This window comes from Cyclobacterium amurskyense, assembly GCF_001050135.1.
Taxonomy (GTDB): domain Bacteria; phylum Bacteroidota; class Bacteroidia; order Cytophagales; family Cyclobacteriaceae; genus Cyclobacterium; species Cyclobacterium amurskyense.
The window spans coordinates 3,274,111-3,298,378 of the sequence record NZ_CP012040.1; the positions used below are offsets into that span (position 1 = coordinate 3,274,111).

The window sequence follows — 24,268 nt, forward strand, 5'->3', positions numbered from 1 at the left end:
TGAGACGAAAATATTATCTTTATGAAGAAATGGCGTCCTAATTAACTAGAACGCCATTTAATTAAATCAACAATCACAAAGATTACATTGTTCATAAGCTGCACTGCAACTTTCACTGGTGTAGTAATCAGGATCACAATTGTAGACTGCCATCTCACCTTCACAATATTTCATTCTCTGATAACAACTAGCATCCGCATTAAAAACCGGAACCATACCAATAGTCATAGCAACAGCACTAATTAGGTAGTTTTCCCTGTAACAATTTCTTAAAAATTGACGGGTCAATTTTTTTAATAATCTGTGAAAACAATGTAATATTACATATGACGGGGCTCCTTTTTGGGCTCAAACCCAAAATAACTATTTTGGGAAAAAATGGAATCTCTTATTTTTTGTTAAGGACGGAATTGTATCTTGGTTAAAAAAAAATATGGAAATAAAGAATAAAGTGGTTGTTGTTACTGGGGCCACCTCAGGAATTGGGCAAGCTTGTGCCCTTATTTTTGGGAAAGCCGGGGCTAAAATTTGGATTACCGGTAGAAGCCGAGTTAAATTAGATGAAACATTGCTTCTGCTTCAAAAGGAAGGAGTTGAGTGTGGAGGTGGCGTTTGTGATGCAGCCAAGGCCGAGGATAATGAAAAAATGGCGCATGAGGTTATCGGGCATTATGGGAAAATAGATATTTTGATCAACAATGCAGGGATAAGCATGCGGGCATTGTTTAAAGATCTGGACTTGAAAGTTTTTCATCAGGTTATGGATATTAATTTTTGGGGTACCGTATATGCTACCAAATACTGCATGGATGAAATTCTTAAAAATAAAGGAGCCATTATTGGGGTCTCCTCCATAAATGGTTTCAGAGGCACACCAGCCAGAACGGCTTATACAGCCAGCAAATTTGCCATGAATGGCTTCTTTGAGTCTTTGCGTACGGAGGTGATGAAATTAGGGGTACATGTGATGGTAGTTTGCCCTGGCTTTACTGCCTCAAATATCAGAAATAATGCGCTTTTGGCAGATGGAAGCAGTCAAAGCGAATCCCCAAGGGATGAGGATAAAATGATGACGGCCGAAGAAGTAGCTGAGGCAATGCTAACAGCACTGCGGAAAAAGAAAAGAGACTTGGTATTAACTAGAGAGGGTAAAATGGCTGCATTCCTGAATAAGTGGGTGCCTGGTATAATGGATAAAATTGTGTACAATCATATGGCCAAAGAAAAAGATTCACCCTTTAAATAATGTCCAAACTAAAAGATGTACTTCGGGTTTATTTGAATAGGTTAGTAGATCTCTCCTCTAATAATCGATCTATATTCCTGCCTAAGATCATTTCAAGTCAAATGATTGATTTGAAGGATTTCCATTTTCTTAATAATCATGCATCTTTTTTTTATATCACTGAATTACTAGGCCGAAAAAGAAATATTCCCTTGATCCAGGTTTTGGATAGCCGGGATCAGAATGTCAATCAACTTTCTGTAAGATTAAAACGCCTGAAACAGCAGGTTAACTTTACAATTGAAGAAACAGGTGAGAAAAGTCTATTTGTAGGATGGCCATTTGTGGAGGGTAAATTTCTTAATGGGCAGCTTACACGTTGTCCACTTGTGTTTTTTCCAGTTGAACTTATATTAGACAACAAAACATGGTACCTGAGGAAAAGTGTTGGGGAGTTGCCCTTTTTAAACCCTTCCTTTTTATTGGCATATAGTCAGGCAGTAGGGAAACCATTTGATAGTGAATGGTTGGAAGCCTCTTTGGAAGATTTCAGCAAAGATCCAATGGGCTTTCGAACAGACCTTTATCAATTGCTCAAAAATCAGGTGGAATTAAATTTCAGTCGAGAAATATACCAGGATCAACTGGATTTTTTCCCTGACAATTCTAGGGATTATTTCGAAGAGACATTTGATGTGGGGCTACTTAAGTTAAAGCCTTATGCCATTCTTGGTCAGTTTTCTCAAAAAAGTTCTTTTTTGATGGATGATTATGAGCAACTCATCAATCATTCTGATCATGAGAGCTTAGAAGCATTGTTTTCGGATTACTTTGCCAACAAGACGGACAATTCACAGGCCTCTACTGAAAATAATTTATACAATACCTTCCCCATTGATTCCAGCCAAGAGTCTGTGATTCACTATACAAAATCAGGTAATTCCTGCGTAGTTCAGGGACCACCAGGAACAGGGAAGTCGCAACTCATTTGTAATATGCTAGCAGATTTTGCCTCTAGGGGCAAGAAAGTGCTCGTAGTGTCTCAAAAAAGAGCTGCGCTTGATGTGGTTTACCAACGCATCTCTTCACAAGGCATGTCGAATTTCACTGCTTTGGTGCATGACTATAGGGGAGATAGAAAGGAACTCTATAAAAAAATAAATCATCAAATCAGCTCTCTTGAAAACTATCAGGCACTGAACAGGTCCATTGATGCAATACAGCTCGAGCGGAATTTCAGTCAAATGTGCAGGAATATTGAAAGGTTTTCTGACTTTTTTGATGCCTATAAGGAGGCATTGTATGAGACCAGTGATTGTGGTGCCCCGGTCAAGGAGTTATACCTTACTTCAGATTATCGAAGTGTAGGAATTGATATGACTCAGTTTTATCGTTGTTTCCGCTTGGATGAGTTGGATGGGTTTTTAAATGACTTTGAGCAATACCAATACTATTACAAGAAATTTCAGGTTTCAGCTTCATTTTGGCTGCATAGAGTGGATTTTTCGGTTATGGGACCTGAAGCTATTAATGGTGCTTCAGCTACTTTTCAAGAGCTTTTTTCTGTTAAAATCACAGCTAAAAACGATTTGAATTCCATGCTGGCAGATATCTTTGAGTATGGACTTATTTACCAATCCTTCCAGCAAAAAGAAAGAATAGATGCCTTGAGCCTTACCATAAGCGACCAGGAGGTTTATGAAAAGTTTAAGGTGCTTATGAGTCATGATGCAGGCACTTTAGACCTGCTATGGTTGGAGAATAAGGTGGACATGATCAGTAAATTGCTGATGGATCAAGGTGTGGAGTGGGGAATCAGTGATCAGGAGGTAGAGGAAACCCTGCAACATGCGGTCCATTCTTCCAAGCAACTGGAATCCTGGTATGGAAAACTTTCCTTGAATGTCAACCCAAAGAAATTTGCCTTAATTAGATCCCTGCTTGAGAAAAATGGGTTAAAAAACAATAAAGAAGACATTGCTATCTTGGTTCAGCGATTGGAAAATCGAATGAATTTAAACCATCAATATGCGCTTTTGGTGCAAAAGAATTGGATTAAACTTCCGGAAAAGCCTTTCACGCTTGAACAATTTGAAAAAGCCGCAGCTTTGCATATCAAAGCATTGAATGCAAGGTTTATCATGAATGAACTGGGTGTTTTAGCCTCCTATTTTTACAAACCACAATTTTCATTTGATCATTTTCAGCATTTATTGGAGGGTGTAAGTGTTATCAATGATTGGGTAGAGGATCATTTTTCTACTTGGAGGGAATACCTTACTGAAATACAAATTAAACACCTACTTAGCTCTGAGAATGAAGAAAAGTTAAATGGAATACAAAGCAACCTTCCAAAAGATATTGACGAATTAACTCGTTTCGATAAGCTCAGGCACAGTATGCTTGAGGAAGAAAAGAAAGTAATAGAGAAATTAATTGATGAATATCCTGACAGTGATTATGAGGCTTTAAAAAACATGTTTTTATCCAGCTTGAAGATCAGTTGGATAAGTCATCTGGAAGCAAAATACCCTGTATTGAAGGAGATTTATGGCCCTCAAATCAAAAGTAATATTTCTGATTTTGAGAATTCTGTTGAAGAGAAGTTGAAGATAGCTCGTTTTATTATTGAAATGAGATTGAGAGAGGGGGTTTGTGCAGACCTGGAATACAATAGGCTAAACAACCTGATTTCCTATAGGGAATTGGCCCATCAGGTAGGTAAAAAACGCCAAATTTGGTCTGTTAAAAAATTAATTGACCATTACAAAGAAGACATCTTTCGACTTATCCCATGTTGGCTGGCCTCTCCTGAGACAGCCTCCGCATTATTTCCGCTTGAACAATACTTTGATTTGGTGATTTTTGATGAAGCGAGTCAATGTTATTTTGAAAGAGGTTTGCCCCTAATGCTTAGAGGTAAGCAGGTCGTTATTGCAGGAGACGGGCAACAACTCAAGCCTTATGACCTATACCAAACCAGAATTCAATCAGAAGAAGAGGAAACCATGGAAGTGGAGATTGATGCCCTGTTGGATATGGTCGCACAGTACTTCCCAACATTCCATTTACAAACCCATTACCGAAGTGCTACTTTGCCATTGATAGATTTTTCTAATAAGCATTTTTATGAAGGAAAGTTACACATGCTTCCTGATAGGAAAGTCCTGAATAGTGGTGAAAGTGGGCTGAAGTTAATAAGGGTAGAGGGTGTGTGGGAAAACCAAACGAATAAGCTAGAAGCTGAGCAAGTGATTTTGCAATTGCAAAGTTTACGCATGAAATACCCTATGGATAGTATTGGTGTAATTACTTTTAATTACTACCAAATGATACTGATTTCCAGTATGCTTGAGACTGAGGAAGGTCTTTCCCAGGATGAAAATATCAAGGTAAAAAACATTGAAAATGTTCAAGGTGATGAATTTGATCATGTTGTGTTTTCGGTAGGCTATTCTAGAAATCCTGAAGGGAAATTTACAGCTAATTTTGGCTTACTATCTAGAAAAGGTGGTGAAAACAGACTGAATGTGGCCATTACCAGGGCTAGGAAACAGAATATCCTGATTTCTAGCTTGAAGGTGAGTGATTTTAAAGAAAGGCACATGAAAAATCCCGGAATACGGCTTTTAAAAGCCTATTTGGTATTTGTCGATGAGGTGCAGCAAGGAAATGCTACCTTAGAACTAAGGCCAGATGCTCCAGGATACGACCGGAATTGGTCTTTTAGAGACAGGCTTATCGGGAGTTATGGCAGTCATGAAGTAGTTGAAAACCCCTACTCGGCAGTGATGGATCTGGAAGTAAAAGAAAAAGACAAGGCTGTGGCAGCAATTCTTACGGATGACCAACGTTTCTTTTCCTCCCGAACGGCAAAGGAGGCTTTTGTGTATCACCCTCGATTATTGACCTCCAGAAATTGGAATATAGTTTTTTTATTCAGTAGGCAATATTGGCTTGATAAGGAGGATTTGTTACAGACCAGGATTGCTCAGGTAAAAACCCAATCTGGTGAATAAACAAATACCTTCTGAGTTACCATGGGTATAAGCTTAGTAAATGTCAGAGCCTAACCCATAGCCAAACTCAAAAAGGCAGGTTTATTGCCCCTCATTAATTTTTAGTCCAATTGATTCTATACCTGCAAGTGTATCTTTCCTCATGTATTGAATAAATTGAAAAGTAGACTTGGCATGTATCAAACCACCTGGAAGCGTGTCGTAGCGTATTCTTCTATTGCCGAAACCTTGACCAAGCGGTTTTCCTGTTTTTGGGTCAAAAAGGTGGATATTAAGTAGAGAATCCATTAAAACTTTATCGACACTGTCCCTAAGGAGGAAACGAACATAGAGATTGTTGTATTCATATTTGTCATCATACCTGATGGCTAGAATAGAAGACATTTTAGAATTTACATCCAATGAATCAATATCAAAAGAAATGGTATCAGAAACGACCCATTTCAGCGTCTCTAAATCTTGAAAAGACTCGTAAACACGACCATTGTTACAAGCGGTAATTACCCAAAATAGAACAATGACAAGTGAGTTTTTCCATGCAGTCTTACTTTTCATTGGATTTAGCGTTGTTTTCACCTCCTTTAGGTCCTTTGTTTCTGTTATTGGGTTTTCTCCTTTTATTTCTGTTGTTGCCTTGAGCTTTTGGGCTGTTAGAATCAGCTTCTTTTGGTGAATTCACCGGCTTAGTTTGCGCATTTTGAGGCTTATTGTTTCTTCGCGGCGCTCGTTTATTTTTTGGATGGCGTGGTTTGGCTTCTGCTTTTTCTTGATTTTTCTGCGGATTTTCAGCAGTAGTATTGTTTTGCGGGTTTGGCTTTCTTGATTTGGGTTTCCTTTTCTTTTTTGATCTTGAGTTAGCGAATTTCTTGTCTAATAATTCAAGGTCTTCGTTTGTCTTATTATTGTCGTATTCACCTTCAAAGGCTTTGTCCTGCTGCAAGTTAAAAGGAACGATTCCTTTTTCATTTTGCTCAATAATTGATTTAACCCTATCACAGTCAATTGAATGCCAATTGTTGTCATCATTATAACTAAACCACATTAAACGTCGGAATATATCTGTTTTTTGGAGCTTAGCTTTTCCAGCTTCAGTCAATAAGGGTTTTTCTACATTTGGAATGTCCTCAAGAGCACTTAGGTAACTTTCCAATTCAAAGTTTAGACAGCACTTTAATCGCCCACATTGTCCCGAAAGCTTGCTGGGGTTTAATGATAGGTTTTGGTACCTTGCTGCAGAAGTGGTAACACTTTTGAAATCATGGATCCAAGTAGAACAGCACAGTTCCCTTCCACATACACCAACGCCTCCCAATCTGCCAGCTTCTTGCCGGAGACTGATTTGTCTCATCTCTACCCTGATTTTAAATTCAGAGGCCAGAAGTTTGATGAGTTCACGGAAATCCACCCTGTCGTCAGCAGAATAATAAAAGGTAGCTTTGGAATTGTCTGCCTGGTATTCTACGTCAGACAATTTCATGGAAAGCTTGATTTCATCAATGATCTGCTTTCCTCTGTAAATGGTTGGAACCTCTCTGTTTTTTGCATCCTGCCATTTCTCTATATCTTTAGAGGTGGCCACGCGGTAAATGCTTAGAATATTGTCATCGTTTTTTATTTTCCTTTTTTGCATTTGGAGCCTTACCAGCTCTCCTTGTAAGGAAACATAGCCAATGTGATGTCCATTGGGAACATCTACTACTACTGGATCACCAGTAGTCAATTGCAAGTGTCCTGAATTTCTGTAATATTCCTTTCTTCCGCCTTTAAATTTTACTTCTACAATATCAAATTTATCTACCTCGGGTATTCCCATGTGGGATAACCAATCAAAAGCATTCATTTTATTACAATCGCTGGTACCACAACTGCCATTATTTTGGCAGCCTCCCCCAGAAGAGGAGTCGGTACTGCAGTTTGTGCATCCTGACATATATAATCTATATTTAAGGGAGTTTCCTCCTCGTGAATATGGGTATTAATTACCTAGTTTGAGGATGTCTTGTCCTATATCTTTTCGGTAATTGGCTTTTTCCCATGTGATTTCGCTTACCCTGAGGTAAGCATTTTCAATCGCCTTTTCTACGCTATCACCTAAACCGGTAATTCCTAAAACGCGGCCACCATTGGTGACTACCTGGTCAGCAGAATCTAACTTTGTTCCTGCATGAAAGGTAATGGCTTGTTTGATATTTGTTTCTTCAAGACCAGAGATGGCTTTTCCTTTTTCGTAGGCTTCAGGATAACCTCCCGCCACCATTACTACAGTAGCGGTTTTGGTAGGAGCGATCTCAAGTTTATAGTCAATTAAGGTTTTATTTGCTGTGGCATTGAGTAATTCCAGAAAATCACTTTTAATTCTTGGAAGTACTGCCTGGGTTTCAGGATCGCCCATTCTGACATTGTATTCAATGACATAAGGTTCTCCTTCCATGTTCATCAGCCCAATAAATAAAAATCCTCTAAAGTCGATTCCGTCTTTTTTAAGTCCAGATATGGTTGGTTTGACAACTCTTTCTTCTACCTTTTCCATAAAGGCTTTATCAGCAAAAGGAACAGGACTAATGGCACCCATACCTCCGGTATTTGGGCCTGTATCTCCTTCTCCAATTCTTTTGTAATCCTTTGCTTCTGGAAGTATTTTGTAATTCTCTCCATCTGTAGCTACAAATACAGAAAGCTCAATTCCGGTCAAGAAAGTTTCAATAACAACTCTTGTTGAAGCATCTCCAAACTTTTGACCTATCAACATGTCTTTTAGGCAGCTTTCAGCTTCTTCGTAGCTGCTGCATATCAATACGCCTTTACCAGCCGCAAGGCCATCTGCCTTTAATACAATAGGGAGATTTTGCTTCTTCAGGTAATCGACACCTTCTTGTAGGCTAGCCGAAGTGAAAGTGGCATATGAGGCTGTAGGAATACCATGGGCCATCATGAAATTTTTGGAGAAATCTTTGCTTCCTTCGAGTCGTGCTCCTGATTCCCCAGGACCAACAATAGGTATTCCAGCAACTTCTGGAATTTGAGCCATATAATCCTTCAATCCCCTAACCAAAGGTTCTTCAGGGCCTACTACTAGGAGGTCTACTTTGTTTTGAAGGCAAAAGTTTTTTATGCCTTCAAAATCATTTACACCTATGGATATGTTCTCGCCAAAAGCAGAGGAACCGGCATTGCCCGGTGCTATCCATAATTTCTCACATTTTTCACTTTGTTTTATTTTCCAGGCAAAGGCATTTTCTCTGCCACCGCTTCCTATAAGCAATATGTTCATTTGGTAATTTCTTTTTTTAATTGGCGTGATCTGATATGAATTTGATTCGGTAAACGCGGACTTCTTCTTCTGCAAAGTCATCGTCTTCAAGTTCTGCCATGGCATCTTTGATATGATCCGATTCAGCTGTCATAAAATAATCTTGGAGGATGTCTTCTCGTTCATCATCCATGATGTTTTCTATATAATAATTGATGTTTAATTTAGTTCCACTATAGATTATCTGCTCAATTTCGTGCAGTAAATCGCTCATGCTAATATTCAGGTTATTGGCAATTTCATCAAGGTCAATTTTCCTGTCTATCTGTTGAATAATAGTGATTTTAACTTTAGACCTTATGCCTGATGTCTTTACTACTACATCTGAGGCAGTAATGATCTCGTTTTCCTCTACATAGTTCTCTATCAACCTAAGAAAAGACCTGCCAAACTTGCTGACCTTTCCCATTCCAACTCCATTTATCTGAGCCAATTCCTCAGAGGTAGTAGGGTAGACCGTAGCCATCTCCTCTAAGGAAGGGTCTTGGAAGATTACATAGGGAGGTAAATTTTTAGCTTTGGCTACTTTTTTACGTTCAAGTTTTAATAACTCATAAAGTTTTTCATCGTAGGCTTTACCGATCGTATTCATTTCTTCTGATGAAACGCTTTCTGCCATTTTATCAAAATTATGATTTTTACTTAGCGTGACAGAGTGAGGTTTTTTTAAGAAAGCTTCACTCTGATCTGAAAGTAAAATTATACCGTAATTCTCTATGTCTTTTTCAAGGAAGCCAAAAATCATAGCCTGCCTTAAAACGGTCTTCCAATGGATTTCGTCTTTGTCTTTTCCTACACCGAATGAAGGAAGCTTATTGTGGTCATAGCTTAGTATATAATCATTCTCCTCACCCCTGATAAGGCTGACAATATGATCCATACTAAACCGCTGATTGGTTTCCTTTACAGCATTAATAACTTTTACAATATCGTCTTTTCCTTCAAAGGTCTCCTTGGTTTTTTTACAGTTGTCGCAAAAGCCACAATCGGTAGATAAGGTCTCTCCAAAATAGTGTAAAAGAAATCGTCTGCGGCAAACAGAACTTTCAGAGTAGGCTGCCATTTCCTGTAGGAGTACCCTGGCATTTTCCCGTTCATTTACTGGTTTGTCCTTATTGAATTTCTCCAATTTGACAATGTCCTCATATCTGTAAAACATCAGACAGTGACCCTCAAGTCCATCCCTTCCTGACCTTCCAGTTTCCTGATAGTATCCTTCAAGTGATTTTGGAACATCGTAATGGATGACATACCTGACATCAGGTTTATCTATTCCCATGCCAAAGGCTATGGTCGCTACGATTACATCTACTTCCTCATTTAAGAAATCATCCTGATTTTTCACCCTCACGTGACCATCAAGGCCAGCATGATAAGGGGCAGCATTGATCCCGTTCACTTTCAATAGCTCAGCTATTTCAGTAACTTTTTTTCTGCTCAGGCAATAAATAATTCCAGATTTACCTTTCTGGGATTTTATGTATTTAATTATCTCTTTCTTGGTTTCATTCTTGACCTTAGGCCTAACCTCGTAATAGAGGTTGGTCCTATTGAAGGAAGACTTATAGAGATCAGCCTCTTCCATTTGTAGGTTACGCTGAATGTCCTGTTGGACTTTTGGCGTAGCTGTAGCCGTTAAGGCAATTACTGGAAGGTTGTCCCCAATTTGAGAAATAATGGATTTTATCTTTCGGTATTCTGGTCTGAAATCATGGCCCCATTCAGAAATACAGTGGGCTTCGTCTATGGCCACAAAGCTAATGTCTGCATTTTTTAGGAATTTGACATTCTCTTCCTTCGTCAGCGACTCAGGTGCTACATAGAGCAATTTGGTAAGACCGGCGCTGACTTCACCTTTCACCCTATTGGATTCTGTTTTACTGAGGGTAGAGTTTAGAAAATGAGCGTTTATGCCAAAACTGTTCAATTGATCCACCTGATTTTTCATCAGGGCTATCAATGGAGAGATGACGATGGCTGTCCCGCTTTTAGAGACAGCTGGCAATTGATAACAAAGTGACTTCCCTGCGCCTGTTGGCATTATTACGAAGGTATTGTTGCCCTTCAGAATATTGTCCACTATCAACTGTTGGTTTCCTCTGAATTGATTGAAACCAAATATTTTTTTTAAATTATCTTTAACCTCTTTGTCCACTACATTAATAGTTTAATGAGTTACTCCCTGTCAATTATTAATGTTTAAGGTAAAACTTTCCTACCTTTATACAAAACTAACAATTAACGGCAGTAAAATTGAATTTACTAAAAAATATTAAAACCACGGCAATAAATGTGTTTCAAAACGAAGCCAATGCGTTATTAAATCTGATCCCCCATATAGGAGCAGATTTTGAGGCTTGTGTAGAGGATATTTTAAAAAGTAAGGGGCGTGTTGTAATTACAGGAATTGGGAAAAGTGCAATCGTTTCGAATAAAATTGTGGCTACCTTGAATTCTACAGGAACTCCTTCTCTTTTTATGCATGCAGCAGATGCTATTCATGGGGATTTGGGTATGATTAAAAAAGAAGATTTTGTAATTTGTGTTTCCAAAAGTGGCAATACACCTGAGATTAAGGTACTGGTTCCCATGCTTAAACAGGTGGGTAACAAGCTTATCAGTATTGTAGGGAATAGAAATAGTTATTTGGCAAAGCAGTCCGATTATTTGTTGTTTACTGGGATTGAAGAGGAAGCTTGTCCCAATAATCTGGCACCTACTACCAGCACAACTGTCCAAATGGCTATGGGAGATGCCCTTGCCGTTTGCCTGCTTACAGCGCGAGGTTTCAATGCAGAATCATTTGCACGCTTCCACCCTGGAGGAACATTGGGAAAACAGCTCTATCTAAAGGTAGAGGATGTGATAGACAAAAGTTTGGTACCAAAGGTAGATGAAAATGCTTCCCTCAAGGATGTTATTCTTGAAATCAGTAGCAAAAGGCTAGGGGCAACGGCAGTGGTGGATGCTGAGAAAAATTTGAAGGGAATCATTACCGATGGGGATTTAAGGAGAATGCTTCAAAATAATTTTGAATTGAATGAGATCAAGGCCAAAGACATTATGACCAAAACACCCAAGGTGATTGCACTTGGGGAGTTTGCGGTAAAAGCGGTGGAGTTAATGAAAACTTTTAACATTACCCAGCTAGTCGTAAAGGACGGGGCTACATTGGTTGGATTTATCCATATCCATGATTTGATGAAGGAAGGTATTGTATAGACATGAAGAAAAACGACAGGTACATTGTTATATTGGCAGGAGGAATTGGTATTAAATTTTGGCCTTCAAGCAGGCGCCAAAGGCCAAAACAATTTTTAGATCTTTTGGGTACAGGTAGGACATTGCTTCAAATGACCTATGACCGATTTGAGAATCATTTTGAAAATTATCAATTCATCATTGTTACAAGTAAACGGTACCTCTCTCTCGTCAAAGAACAATTGCCTAATATTCCAGAGGATCAAATTCTGGTAGAACCAATGCGTAGAAATACAGCCGCCTCAATTGCATTGGCCAGTTATAAAATTCAAAAATTAAATCCCAATGCAAAAGTTTTAGTAAGCCCTTCTGATCAACTGATTTTCAATGACAATCTATTTTTTGATGCAGTTGATCAAGCCATGGTGGGGGCGTCTACTTTAGGTAATCTCATAACTATAGGTATCAGACCCAATCGACCAGACACGAACTATGGTTACATACAATTTTTCCCTGAAGAGGGACAATCAGTGAAAAAGGTGAAAACTTTTTCCGAAAAACCAAACCTTGATTTAGCAACCACCTTTATAGAAAGTGGCGATTTCGTGTGGAATACAGGTACTTTTGTTTGGAAAAATGAAAGCATAATCAAAGCTTTTGAGAAATATCTACCAGAAATGGCTGAGGTGTTTGAGGAAGGGACAGTGTATTTTTGCACCGAAAAAGAAAATGATTTCCTTATCAAGGCCTATAGCTTTATCAGGAATATTTCAATTGATCATGGGATTTTTGAAAAATCCAATGAGGTGTTTGTGGTCCTTGGAGAATTTGGATGGTCAGACCTTGGCTCATGGCAAAACCTCTATGATGTTAGTGAAAAGGACGAAGAAAACAATACCGTAAAAGGCACTGCAATGCTGTATGAAACAAGCAATTGTTTCATCAATATGCCACCTAATAAGCTGGTTGTAGTGCAGGGGCTTAAAGACTACCTTGTTAGCGATAGTGGGGATGTCCTACTGATCTGCAAACTAGGTGCGAATAGTAAATACAAAGAGTATGTGACTGATGCTAAGAAAATAGGAGAGAATTATATTTGACCTTATTGTTTTTTCTCCTTTTCAAATGCGCTAACAGCATTTCTTACTGAGCCATGTTGTGTGAGCATGGCCAATGCTTTCTTTTCATCCAGGCCAGTTGCTTCCATAATCATTAAGGTGCCTCTGTGAACCAGTTTCTTGTTAGAAAGTTGCATGTCCACCATTTTGTTGCCTTTCACCTTGCCCAGCTTAATCATGACGCTAGTTGAGATCATGTTAAGCCCTAGCTTTTGCGCTGTTCCGGACTTCATTCTTGTGCTTCCGGTTACGAATTCAGGGCCTACCACTATTTCCACTGGCATGGCTACTTCACTGGCTAAAGGACTTCCTTGGTTGCAAGTAATGCAGCCTGTGAGCAACCCTTCTTTCATCGCTTTCTTTACTCCTCCTATGACATAAGGGGTAGTGCCTGAGGCAGCGATTCCAATAACCGTGTCTTGAGGGTTAAAGCCAAATTTCTGTATATCGATCCAAGCTTGGTTAGGGTCGTCCTCTGCATTTTCTACAGCTTTTCTTATGGCGGTGTCACCTCCTGCAATTATCCCGATTACTAGCTCGTGAGGCACTCCATAGGTTGGAGGACATTCAGAAGCATCCAGGATTCCCAATCGACCACTTGTGCCAGCGCCAATATAAATGAGGCGCCCACCTTTCTCCATCCTAGGGACAATGGCTTCCACCAATTTTTCAATTTGTGGGATCGCTTTATTGACAGCTAGGGGAACGGTCTGGTCTTCCTTATTCATATTAGTCAATAACTCATTGACTGTCATCTTTTCCAGATTGTCGTAAAAGGAGGTGCTTTCTGTGGTACTCATATTTTCTTTTGGTGGTAGAGGGTTAAACCAGCTATCGGGGTTTCTAGGATAGTATTTATTTGTATGCCAAGGTCATTTCCAATTTGTCTCAGCACATCGTTATTGTAGTAAGCGATGGACCCAACAAAGTTTACAGGTTTGCTTTGGTAATCCTTATACCTCATGACATGTCTTGTGAAGAAATCTTTAAACCCATTATAAAAAAGTCCATAGCAATAAGGGTCAGATTTATGTTTAGCGATAAATTCACAAAAACCAGCCATAAATCGGTTAGGAAAAGGTCTTTTGTAGACATTGTCCTGAATATCAATGATAGAGAGGTGATAGGTCTCAATAAAGGCCTCACGAATAGCTGAGGGCATGTCGTCATAGATGAAATCCTGAAGAAAATGCTTGCCTATATACGTTCCTCCTCCTTCATCTCCTAATAAATATCCTGGTGAAGGCCTACTGTCAATGATTTTATCTCCATCATAGTCTCCACTGTTTGATCCTGTACCCAGAATGCAGGCTATTCCTGCCTCGTGTCCACAAGTTGCCCTTGCCGAAGCCATTAGGTCATGGTCTACAAATACTTTGGCATTTTCATAGATGCTATTTATGGCACTTTTTACAGTCTCCTTATTGACGTCTGAAGTACATCCCGCTCCATAGAAATAGACTTCACGGATTATTCCTTCCCATTTTAGGAGTTCAGGTGTTTTTAGCCCAAGGATCATGTCCTCTTTAGTTTGATAATAGGGGTTAAAACCTACAGTTCTTGTTTGATGAACTTTATTATCATGGGTGATTACCCTCCAGTCTGTTTTACTAGAGCCACTGTCAGCGATCAGAATCATTTATATTAAATAGCCAATAGGTTCAAACTTATCAAATACATTCTCGTTATGTGGAGCATCACTAAGTTCATCAGTCAAGTCCTGACCTGCCCAATGTTCGTAATGTTTGCCGTTTTTCCACAATCTGGAATTGCCTACATCGTATATTTTACCCTTGTATGCAATCCAAATTTCAGGTTTATCCTGCCCGTTTCTTAGGGCCAGTTGGTTTTTGGTAATAGAAATCATATGCTTAGTCTGTTGCAAAGATAGAATTACCTAGGTTTTTTTTATGGATTATCAGTAAAGTTTTAATTGGGCATTGACCCACCTCTCTGGTATTTCTCCTTTTTGGGCTGTTTGGTAATCTTGGTAACTGCAGGGAATGATGGTGTCTCTGTTGTATTTTTCCCCTTTATTTCTAGGTATTTCTAACCACCATTTTCCACTTAACTTACTTTTGTAAAAGTGCAAAATAGAAGGCTTTGAGTCCAATGAGACAGTGTATTTGGTATAATCGCTGCTTTTAAACGAAAGACTGTCTTTTCTTTGATGAAAACCTTCAATGAAATACCAAATCATGGTGGCAATCACCGATGCCGTCTTCATTCTTGAGTCGTCCAAATCTGCATGGTATCCATAGATACCTATTGAGCTGAGTTTTTCGTTAGTTCCTGCAAACCAGGAAATTTGGCAAGCTTCTTCTGCGCTTAAGCCAAAAGGTTGTGCACCTAAAGCTCCTGGTGCATCAGAGGAATTTATAGCGCAAATGTCAAAGCTGAGTATATCGGCATTTCTTATTAGTGGTTCCGTTTCTTTAAAGTTATCCCTTAATTGGCCCAGTCGAATATGGTCAAAATACAACTTCTCAAGTGTAGTAACAAGTTCAGGGTCAGTAAGAAAGCTTTGGTAGGCCAGGTGAGAGTAATTGAACATGTAATTGGGCTCGTGAAGAACAAGTTCTTGGGAATGCAAGTCCTGTGGATTCCCCGAATCCTCCATATCCATTTTGGCATCAACTGTGAGTAAGCTTACCAACTTATTCATGTGCTGATAGGCTTTAAATTGACCTATATCTAAGTCATGACTTCCGCCTATAAATATGGGCAAGACCTGTGTTTTTAGCATCAACTCCCCGATTGAACTGATAAGTGAGCGGGTTTCAGTTAAATTTTCTCCGGTCTTTATATTTCCCAAGTCGGCTAAACTGTAATTACTTAAACCTTTCTTAAGGTGGAAAAGCTTTTTCCGAATACTTGAAGTGGTATTATTGGAGTTCTTTATGGATTCATCCCCTGTACCTTTGTATTCTTCAATGCCTATTATGGCTATTTGAATCCCTTGCAAGTCTGGAAAAGTTTCTCCGTGGCAGTGAATATGATGAAAAAATGCATTGTGCCCATATTCATCGTTTAGAATTTCGGAAGGTATTGGTTCGAAAAATGCCTGTAAATCCATGGGATGTGGTTAGAAATTGAATGTCAAAATTATAGAAAAAGTAGGCATAAAAAAAGTCCCGTTAAACTTTAACGGGACCCTTTGGTTAATTTTTATCCTCCGAAATCATCGAATCTGATATTCTCTTTCGGAACACCCAGATCATCTAACATCTTAAGCACCGCTGAGTTCATCAGTGGAGGACCGCATAAGTAGTATTCGATCTCATCCGGCTCGTCAATATCTTTAAGGTAGTTGTCATAAAGAACCTGGTGGATAAAGCCTACATAGCCATCACCCTCCTTGTCATCCATTGACTTTTTCACTTTCCAATTGTCCTCAGGTAGAGGTTCGGATAAGCCGATGTTGAAACTAAAATTCGGAAAATCTTTTTCTATACCTCTGAAATGTGGCGTGTAGAACAATTCTTTCTTAGATCGACCACCATACCAGTAAGAAACTTTTCTGTTAGTTTTCTCTGTGTGGAATAGGTGAAATAAATGAGACCTTAAAGGTGCCATTCCTGCACCACCACCAATGTAAATCATTTCTCTCTGAGTAGGGTTGATATGGAATTCACCATATGGTCCTGAGATAGTGACTTTGTCGCCTGGTACTCTAGAGAATACATAAGAAGAACATACACCTGGATTAACATCCATCCATTTGTTATTTGCTCTGTCCCATGGTGGAGTGGCAATACGAATGGTAAGCATTACTATATTTCCTTCAGCAGGGTGGTTTGCCATGGAGTAAGCCCTAAATAGTGGCTCATCATTCTTCATGGAAAGATCCCAAAGACCAAATTTATCCCAATCACTTTGATAAACGTCTTTAGGGTGTCCTAATTCAGGATGAGGAGTGATATCCATACCTTTAAAAGAAACAGTGATGGCTGGAACATCTATTTGGATGTATCCTCCTGGCTCAAAATCCAGTGTTTCACCTTCAGGTAGTTTTACCTTAAATTCTTTAATAAAAGTAGAAACGTTGTAATTGGAAATTACTTCACATTCCCATTTTTTGATTCCAAAGATTTCCTCAGGAATACGGATTTTCATGTCATTTTTTACCTTTACCTGGCAAGAAAGTCTAACATGGGTTTGTTTCTCTGCTCTGCTAAGGTGCCCCTCTTCAGTTGGAAGTACTTCCCCTCCACCTTCTTCAATGGTACACTTGCACATGGCACAAGTACCACCGCCTCCGCATGCGGAAGGAAGGAAGATTTTTTTACTGCTTAGGGTATTCAGCAGGGTAGATCCTGCTGAAGCAATTAGAGGGTTTTTTTCGTCCCCATTAATGATGATTTTTACATCTCCTGACGACACCAACTTTGACTGGGCAAAAAGAAGAACAAACACCAGTAGCAGAATTATAATGGTAAATGCTACTATCGAAGTAATGATTACTGAACTCATTTAATAAATTTTTATCTTTATCAGTATGTTTAACTGGTTTTGAATCCTACAAATATATTTATAATTCCCCAAAACCATCACAATCTTAGGATATTTTAATCCATGGATTTAATATAATTTCAATCTATTGTCGGAGAAGGTTTAGCAAGGTGTACAATCTGTTTTTTAACTGCCTTCTATCAATAATAAAGTCTAAGAAACCATGTTCCAAAACAAACTCTGAACTTTGGAAGCCCTTTGGCAGATCCTTACCTATTGTCTCCCTGATTACTCTAGGTCCTGCAAAGCCGATTAATGCTCCTGGTTCAGCAATGTTAAAATCGCCCAACATAGCAAATGAAGCCGTAACTCCGCCGGTTGTAGGGTCGGTCATCAACGAGATATATGGAATACCTGCTTCGTCCAATAGTGAGAGTTTGGCAGAAGTCTTGGCCATTTGCATAAGGCTAAAACCTGCTTCCATCATTCTTGCACCACCTGATTTGGAAATCATCAAAAAGGGAACCTTGTGTTTTAATGCGTAATCAATTGCCCTGGCAATTTTCTCACCTACCACAGAACCCATAGATCCACCTATGAAATTAAAATCCATACAGGTGATCACGATGTCCAAACCGTTTAACTTGCCTACGCCCGTTCTGGCAGCATCCTTCAGATTAGTTTTGGCTATGGTGTCTTTGATTCTTACAGGATAGGGTTTGCTATCTACAAAATTCAAAGGATCACCAGAGATCATGTCCTTGTCCAATTCCTTAAATTGGTTGTCATCAAATAAAATCTCAAAGTATTCCTTCGATCCTATTTTTACATGGTAGTCATCATCTGGACAAACGTAGGAATTGTTTTTCAACTCCCGGGTGTGAATGATATTCCCTTTCGGGGTTTTATACCACAATCCATCCGGAGTATCTTTCTTCTCTTCTGTTGAAGTTTTGATTCCGGCATCTTTTCTTTTAAACCAAGCCATAAAGTTTTGTTTAAATTATCCCAAACCAAATTGGGATTCCAAATTTATAGGTAATATCTGTTAAATAAAACCAAAATCTGTTTTCTCGAAAAGATTGCCTCAATTAATCTTCCTGTTTCCCTGTAGCTTTCTCCATTAATACCCTTGATTTAGGGAGTGAATTGGGTTGGGTTTTTTGTAGGTAAAGAAGTAGCTCTTCCCTTACCAAACACCTCAAATCGAATGCGGTTGGGCTATCCTTGGCACTCATTAGGCACCTCAATTCAATGGTTTTTTCTGTCCAATCGGTAACTTGGAGTACCTGTACTTTTTTATCCCAAAGAGGAGTGGCTTCCAAGATTTCTTTTAATTTAGTTTTTATTTCACCTACTGAAACAGTAGGGTCTACGTAAATGAATACCGTTCCCCATATAGCAGCTGTAGTTCTAGTCCAATTTTGAAATGGTTTTTCTATAAAGTAATTGATAGGTAGCACCAGTCTTCTTTGGTCCCAAATCTGAACGACCACGTAAGTAAGGTTGATCTCTTCTATCTTGCCCCATTCCCCTTCTACAACCACTACATCATCAATACGAATAGGCTGGGTAAAAGCAATCTGAAACCCTGCCAGTAAATTAGCGATAGATTTCTGTGCCGCAAAACCGATGATTATTCCTAAAATCCCTGCCGAAGTCAAAAGTCCAGTGCCAATTTTTCTAGCAGATTCGAAATTCATTAAAATAGCCGCAAAAGCAATGACCACAACTCCAATGATAAATAGTTTTCTGATAAAGGCAACCTGGGTAATTACCCTTCTTTCTCTAAGATTATCCTCCTTGTCATAGGTGAATTTTTCTAGAAAAATATGGCGTATTACATTTGAAAACTCAATAATAATCCATGTAAGGGTAATTATGGATAGAACAACAAAAAACCTTTGTCTACCGATATAGAGTAGGTTTGGTGGTGAGAAATAGGGCTCAATTATGGGGAAAACAGCAAAAAAGAAGCCCCACTTTAGTGATTGTGTAAATTTCCCAATCGATCTTTTAACCCTGCTGCTACTGGGCTTGTAGAACAACTTTACAATTTGCGGTAATGCAAATTGCAAAATTAAATGAATTAAGATCAACAGGCCTAAGCTGGTCCCTAAGAACAGTAAAGTGTCTTTTTCAATCATCTTGTTGAAGAAAATAATGAGGGGATTTTTATTAAAAAGAAAAATGTGTTGGGTCTTCTACCTTTACCATTGGTACTAAATATTTTTATAAATTAGGGTTTATTTCCGATGAAATCAATTTTCTATTTAACTTTAAGCCCTCAATAATAGATCCAAAACATGCAACTCACTTATCTATTCCTATTTTCCGCCATTATTCTGATAGGCGCGTATTTCACCTATGGTAAATATGTATTCAAAAAGTTCAAAATTAATGATGACAATATAGCCCCGTCCCACCGACTCAAGGATGGTGTGGATTATGTACCAAGTAAGCCAGTGGTAGTCCTTGGTCATCATTTTGCTTCAATAGCAGGAGCTGGGCCAATAGTAGGGCCAATAATAGCGGTTACCTTTGGTTGGATACCTGCTGTTATTTGGATATTGATAGGAGGTATATTCTTTGGTGCAGTCCATGATTTGGGAAGTATGGTGGCCTCTTTAAGAAACGATGGTAAATCTATAGGTGTTATAATTCAAAATACTATAGGTAAGAAAGGAAAAAGGCTTTTTATCCTTTTTAGTTTTTCAACTTTGATTTTGATTATTGCAGTTTTTGCAGACATTATAGCCAAAACTTTTATCAACAACCCGGGAGTGGCCTCTGCTTCTATTTTATTTATTTTACTGGCAGTGGTTTTTGGCTTTGTAATAAAGGTAACCGAAAACAAAAAGTCTGCATTCCTCATTGCTTCTGTAGTGGGGGTGGTAGTGATGTATTACTTCGTCTACCTGGGAATGCAAGTTCCTTTTGAACTCAATTACCAAACATGGATTTATATATTGCTCATTTATGCATTTATAGCTTCAGTGACTCCGGTATCAATGTTGTTGCAGCCAAGGGATTACTTGAATAGCTTCTTGCTATATGGATTAATTATTGCAGCTATAGTGGGTGTGGTAATTGCAAACCCAACCATAGTGATGGATACAGAGGTGCATATTACAAATGAAAACCTTGGATACTTGTTTCCAGTATTGTTTGTCACCATTGCCTGCGGTGCCATTAGTGGCTTTCACTCTTTGGTAGCATCTGGGACTACTTCCAAGCAATTGGATAAAGAAAGTGATGCCAAGGTTGTAGGCTATGGAGGGATGCTTATAGAGTCCTTTTTAGCAATTATTTCTGTTGGAGCAGTAATCGTATTAAGCCGTACAGATTATTTGTCAAGATTAGGTGAGGAAGGCCCTGTGCCTTTGTTTGCCGATGGTTTAGGGGCGATTATTTCTTCCATGGGGATTTCTGAGACTTTTGCCATTGGATTCGTAGCCCTCACAGTTTCGGCTTTTGCATTAACAACCCTAGATACCTGTACCAGGCTAGCACGATTTACCCTTCAAGAGTATTTCGAAGATGTTGAACAGCCAATAGGTAAGAAAATCTCTCAAAACAGGTACATTTCCACCAGTGTTGTAGTTGTGCTGTCAGTGCTTTTATTGGGTAGTGGAGGGTTTGCTACCTTATGGCCGATATTTGGATCAGCTAATCAGCTTTTGGCTGCGCTTGCCCTCTTGACCATCTCTGTTTGGTTGATCAAAAAGGACATTAATCCGACCTTCGTGACCATACCAATGTTCTTTATGTTTACCGTTACATTGACATCACTAGGACTCTTTGCCTATCAAAATTTCCAGAAAAATGCCTATGTGCTTGCCTTTATCGCTGCGGTATTGTTCATTCTGTCCTTTGCATTGATTTTCCTTGCTAGAAAAAGCTTGATTAAAGAAGTCAATAAGTCCAAAGAGTTAGTAAATTAAAAAAGTCGCCCCATCAAATGAACATTAAGTCCTTTTGATGGGGCGACTTTAACTAGAAATAAAAAACATTAAACAGATCCATGGACGACAGCTAAGGTCAATTTGGAAAGTTAATGTATGGCCATAAATAGCCAGCTCAATTTAACCCGAATTATGTAATAAGATTTTTCCGCCCTGACAATTGTTAGGGGTAAAGCCTGTTCCGTGTTTACTGGAAGTATTGTAATCGCAAGATACCAGATTGTTTGAGGCGATTTCAGCATGCAGAAGATTTTCTATTGCATATTTCGGGTTTAAGCAGTGTTTTTTTCATGGCTTCAATTGTGAGTTGATTACATCAGGTAAATGAAGCTCAATTTTTTTGCGTTTAAATAAAGATGTTTAAAAGAGGTTGAATCCTACAGAGAGCATGATTTGATTTTGTCTTTGGTCAGTAGGTATTTCTCCAAACTTGTTCACTGAATTGGTCAATGGCCCTTCATATTTTAAATCAAGTAACAAATTTCCAATATCTACGCCTACACCTGCTTGGTAGCCAAAAGTGAAATCATCAGAAGGAGGAGCGTACTTAAGCACGGTATTTCCATCCCTAGCGGTAATGTCTCCATTTAGCATATAGCTAGCTATCGGCCCAGCTTGGATACGAAAGATGTTTCCTAACTTAACGCCCAACATAAATGGGACATCCAACCGATCAAATTCAGAATCATAACTGAAAGTATTGTCCTTGAAGGACCCACCAGTGTTGGTATAAAGAATTTCTGGTTGTAAGTAAACGGCGGCCAAATTGACGCGAGCGAAAATCCCCACATGATAGCCCATCTGGGAATCATCACCTTTAAACCCTTCTGAAACTTGAACATTACCCTGCGAAACACCAATTTTTGGTCCCACAGACAATATCTGCGCATTAAGCTGTGTCAGTCCTATTCCCGAGAGGAATAAAATAATCCATACTTTTTTCATTTTTTTGGCTTTAAGTTAAATAAATAGTGTTTTCTTTCAACTTATTTATAACTAATTCTATGCCGAATTATTATTTAACTGAAGAAAAATTTAAAATCAATTCAGGTTAAACTCTAAATTGAAAACAGGGTTACGTTGGGGTATGGAATCATTTCACGATCAGACTCTTTAGTTGCTATTTTCGATTTTAGCTGTCCTATGATACCTTGGCTTTTATATTGTGTAACGATCTCTTTGGAGTTGAGGAAAAGCAGGTTTAATCTGGGATTGGAAGAAAAACTTTCAATATAAAGCATAGAAAGTGTGCTTTTGGTCGTTATAATCTCTGTGCTATTTTTAAATTATCTGATTAATAGTTGCTTGTGTAATTTTGAACCACTTATATGAAAAGATTTTATTTTAAAACATTGGTTTTCACATGCATGACTTTATGCTTTTACTCTTGCGTGGAAACTACACCCGAAAACAAAGTAGATTTGTACTCAGGTGTTGGGGCAGCAAGGTGGGATGTAGGTAAATCCGCTAATTTTTTATTGTCCGACGAACTATTTACAGCCTTGGAATTGGAATTGGTTTATATGGAAGGATATAAACCCACTGTAAAAATGGTTGAATCCATGATTTCATTTTTAGGAAAATACGCCTTCAAACCTGAAGGTATTACGGTCATTGAGAAAGAAATTCCAGCCATGGACAAAGGCGAATACACTACAGAAGAGATAGCTAAAATTGAAGAGGATTACCGTCAACATTACAATGCAGGGAAAACGCTGTCTGTTTTTTTGTTGGTGGTGGATGGAGATTTTAAGAAGAATGATGAAAGCACTTTTACAATAGGGGCCGCTTATAGAAATACAAGTATAGTGTTGTTTGGAAATCGAATTGAAGAGAATTCAGGTGGATTTATTAAACCCAGTAAAGAAACTTTAGAAACCACAGTAGCCTTGCACGAATTGGGACACCTTATGGGGTTAGTAAATGTAGGTACGGATATGGTGGTCCCACATGAGGACCAGGAAAATGAAAATCACTGTGACAATGAGGATTGTTTAATGTACTGGGCAATTGAAACCAAAAGCATATTTAATTACATGCGTCAAACTGTCCCTACATTGGATGATAATTGCGAAATGGATCTTAGAGGGAATGGAGGTAGGTGATGATGTTTATCCCGAAATATGCAATAGACATTCTATTACGTGCTGAAATCGCTTCAAAATCAGTCACTTCGTTGCTGTTTTCAATTTCACCATAGCGGTGCTATGCTAAAATCTCCAAACAGTCTGGTTTTCTTGCGATTGCAACACTTCCCGTAAACACGGGACAGGCTTCACCCCTGACCATTGTCAGGGCGGAGAAATCCTATTACATAATCCGGGTTTATAGTTATTACCCGTATAGAACTATTTGCAAATGTTAATCACAGTAATACAGTCAATCTTGATGGGGCTGTGGATAAATAAAGTTATAGCTGTGTGCATTGAAAACACTTAAAATACAAAGGCAATCCTTTTGGCTGCTATTTGAAAGCGTTTAAAAAGAGCTGTAATAGGTTATTACAGCTTTGGATAATGATGGGGACACTATTTCCGGATAGTGTTTAATGGTTTTAGGTTGAGACCGTATTTAGATTTTTTTCGATTAGTCCTTTACTTCTTCGTAATCGATATAATCTCCACCAGTGATGGTGCCAGACCTTTTTTTGCTGTCTTTGGGGACAAAATCAACATTTACATTACCGTCCTTAGGTTGGTTTCTTTTTTTTGTTTCTTCCCTTTGTGCTTCCTTAACCTGGTCTGCAAATTTTTTAAGTTTACTGTTTAGAAAAAACTTAAACAAACTAGAGAAGACCCAGCCTAGTGCAATAAAGAATATAATTATTTTTAAAATCATGGTAATCAATTTTGAAAACTCACTAATTCGATTCAAGCAAAACAAAGTGCTTAATCCAATAACGGAAAATCATCACTTAGCATTCAATATTAAGCGAAAAAAAATACAAAAACCAATCCAAAGAGCAGTAAAAGCACATT

General features: G+C 38.6%; 19 protein-coding genes. 6 read left to right on the forward strand and 13 right to left on the reverse strand.

Features of this window, described 5'->3' with window-relative positions; genetic code table 11:
* Positions 1-433 precede the first annotated feature (433 nt).
* Positions 434-1,246, forward strand: coding sequence for an SDR family oxidoreductase (locus CA2015_RS13560; RefSeq protein WP_048642390.1), 813 nt, complete (start codon positions 434-436; stop codon positions 1,244-1,246).
* Positions 1,246-5,244, forward strand: coding sequence for an AAA domain-containing protein (locus CA2015_RS13565; RefSeq protein WP_048642391.1), 3,999 nt, complete (start codon positions 1,246-1,248; stop codon positions 5,242-5,244). Before CA2015_RS13560 ends, CA2015_RS13565 begins: the two co-directional genes overlap by 1 nt.
* 81 nt (positions 5,245-5,325) lie before the next feature.
* On the opposite strand, the gene CA2015_RS13570 is transcribed toward CA2015_RS13565, so the two are convergent.
* The 4 genes from CA2015_RS13570 to recQ are packed head-to-tail and all read right to left on the reverse strand — an operon-like array spanning position 5,326 to position 10,709.
* Complete coding sequence (locus CA2015_RS13570; RefSeq protein ID WP_048642392.1) at positions 5,326-5,799, reverse strand: gliding motility lipoprotein GldH; 474 nt, start codon at positions 5,797-5,799, stop codon at positions 5,326-5,328.
* On the reverse strand, positions 5,789-7,174 hold the full coding sequence (gene ricT / locus CA2015_RS13575; RefSeq protein WP_084011770.1) for a PSP1 domain-containing protein: 1,386 nt from the start codon (positions 7,172-7,174) through the stop codon (positions 5,789-5,791). Before ricT ends, CA2015_RS13570 begins: the two co-directional genes overlap by 11 nt.
* A gap of 45 nt (positions 7,175-7,219) precedes the next feature.
* Positions 7,220-8,515: a phosphoribosylamine--glycine ligase gene (purD, locus tag CA2015_RS13580; RefSeq protein WP_048642394.1), complete on the reverse strand. Its 1,296-nt coding sequence runs from the start codon at positions 8,513-8,515 to the stop codon at positions 7,220-7,222.
* A 16-nt stretch (positions 8,516-8,531) separates the two neighbouring features.
* Complete coding sequence (recQ, locus tag CA2015_RS13585; protein ID WP_048642395.1) at positions 8,532-10,709, reverse strand: DNA helicase RecQ; 2,178 nt, start codon at positions 10,707-10,709, stop codon at positions 8,532-8,534.
* A 98-nt stretch (positions 10,710-10,807) separates the two neighbouring features.
* Here recQ and CA2015_RS13590 point away from each other — a divergent pair, with 98 nt between their 5' ends.
* Together CA2015_RS13590 and CA2015_RS13595 are read left to right on the forward strand one after the other, a co-directional pair.
* Positions 10,808-11,776 carry a KpsF/GutQ family sugar-phosphate isomerase gene (locus CA2015_RS13590; RefSeq protein WP_048642396.1) on the forward strand — a complete coding sequence of 323 codons (969 nt, stop codon included), beginning with the start codon at positions 10,808-10,810 and terminating at the stop codon, positions 11,774-11,776.
* A 2-nt stretch (positions 11,777-11,778) separates the two neighbouring features.
* Positions 11,779-12,855 (forward strand): mannose-1-phosphate guanylyltransferase, encoded by a 1,077-nt coding sequence (locus CA2015_RS13595; protein ID WP_048642397.1) that lies wholly within the window; start codon positions 11,779-11,781, stop codon positions 12,853-12,855.
* A gap of 2 nt (positions 12,856-12,857) precedes the next feature.
* On the opposite strand, the gene murQ is transcribed toward CA2015_RS13595, so the two are convergent.
* The 7 genes from murQ to CA2015_RS13630 form a co-directional block, all read right to left on the reverse strand.
* Positions 12,858-13,673 carry an N-acetylmuramic acid 6-phosphate etherase gene (gene murQ / locus CA2015_RS13600; protein ID WP_048642398.1) on the reverse strand — a complete coding sequence of 272 codons (816 nt, stop codon included), beginning with the start codon at positions 13,671-13,673 and terminating at the stop codon, positions 12,858-12,860.
* Positions 13,670-14,512, reverse strand: a complete 843-nt coding sequence (locus tag CA2015_RS13605; protein WP_048642399.1) for an N-acetylglucosamine kinase — start codon at positions 14,510-14,512, stop codon at positions 13,670-13,672. The genes murQ and CA2015_RS13605 overlap by 4 nt, the downstream gene beginning before the upstream one ends.
* Complete coding sequence (locus CA2015_RS13610) at positions 14,513-14,740, reverse strand: cytochrome b5 domain-containing protein (RefSeq protein WP_048642400.1); 228 nt, start codon at positions 14,738-14,740, stop codon at positions 14,513-14,515.
* Between the two features lie 51 nt (positions 14,741-14,791).
* A complete protein-coding gene (locus CA2015_RS13615) occupies positions 14,792-15,949 on the reverse strand; it encodes a formimidoylglutamase (protein WP_048642401.1) in 1,158 nt (385 codons plus the stop codon).
* Between the two features lie 92 nt (positions 15,950-16,041).
* Complete coding sequence (gene nqrF / locus CA2015_RS13620; RefSeq protein WP_048642402.1) at positions 16,042-17,346, reverse strand: NADH:ubiquinone reductase (Na(+)-transporting) subunit F; 1,305 nt, start codon at positions 17,344-17,346, stop codon at positions 16,042-16,044.
* Positions 17,347-17,470: 124 nt separating this feature from the next.
* On the reverse strand, positions 17,471-18,313 hold the full coding sequence (gene accD, locus CA2015_RS13625) for an acetyl-CoA carboxylase, carboxyltransferase subunit beta (RefSeq protein ID WP_048642403.1): 843 nt from the start codon (positions 18,311-18,313) through the stop codon (positions 17,471-17,473).
* Between the two features lie 103 nt (positions 18,314-18,416).
* Positions 18,417-19,403 carry a mechanosensitive ion channel family protein gene (locus CA2015_RS13630; RefSeq protein ID WP_240477797.1) on the reverse strand — a complete coding sequence of 329 codons (987 nt, stop codon included), beginning with the start codon at positions 19,401-19,403 and terminating at the stop codon, positions 18,417-18,419.
* 228 nt (positions 19,404-19,631) lie between these two features.
* Here CA2015_RS13630 and CA2015_RS13635 point away from each other — a divergent pair, with 228 nt between their 5' ends.
* Positions 19,632-21,269 carry a carbon starvation CstA family protein gene (locus CA2015_RS13635; RefSeq protein ID WP_048642405.1) on the forward strand — a complete coding sequence of 546 codons (1,638 nt, stop codon included), beginning with the start codon at positions 19,632-19,634 and terminating at the stop codon, positions 21,267-21,269.
* A 381-nt stretch (positions 21,270-21,650) separates the two neighbouring features.
* On the opposite strand, the gene CA2015_RS13640 is transcribed toward CA2015_RS13635, so the two are convergent.
* Positions 21,651-22,235, reverse strand: coding sequence for a porin family protein (locus CA2015_RS13640; protein ID WP_048642406.1), 585 nt, complete (start codon positions 22,233-22,235; stop codon positions 21,651-21,653).
* 383 nt (positions 22,236-22,618) lie between these two features.
* Between CA2015_RS13640 and CA2015_RS13650 the strand changes: the two genes are divergently transcribed.
* Entirely contained in the window at positions 22,619-23,395 is a 777-nt protein-coding gene (locus tag CA2015_RS13650; RefSeq protein ID WP_053086687.1) for a zinc metalloprotease, read from the forward strand.
* Between the two features lie 481 nt (positions 23,396-23,876).
* On the opposite strand, the gene CA2015_RS13655 is transcribed toward CA2015_RS13650, so the two are convergent.
* The gene (locus CA2015_RS13655; RefSeq protein WP_048642409.1) at positions 23,877-24,128 is read right to left on the reverse strand and encodes a DUF4834 family protein; all 252 of its coding nucleotides are present in this window, start codon (positions 24,126-24,128) and stop codon (positions 23,877-23,879) included.
* Between the last annotated feature and the right edge of the window lie 140 nt (positions 24,129-24,268).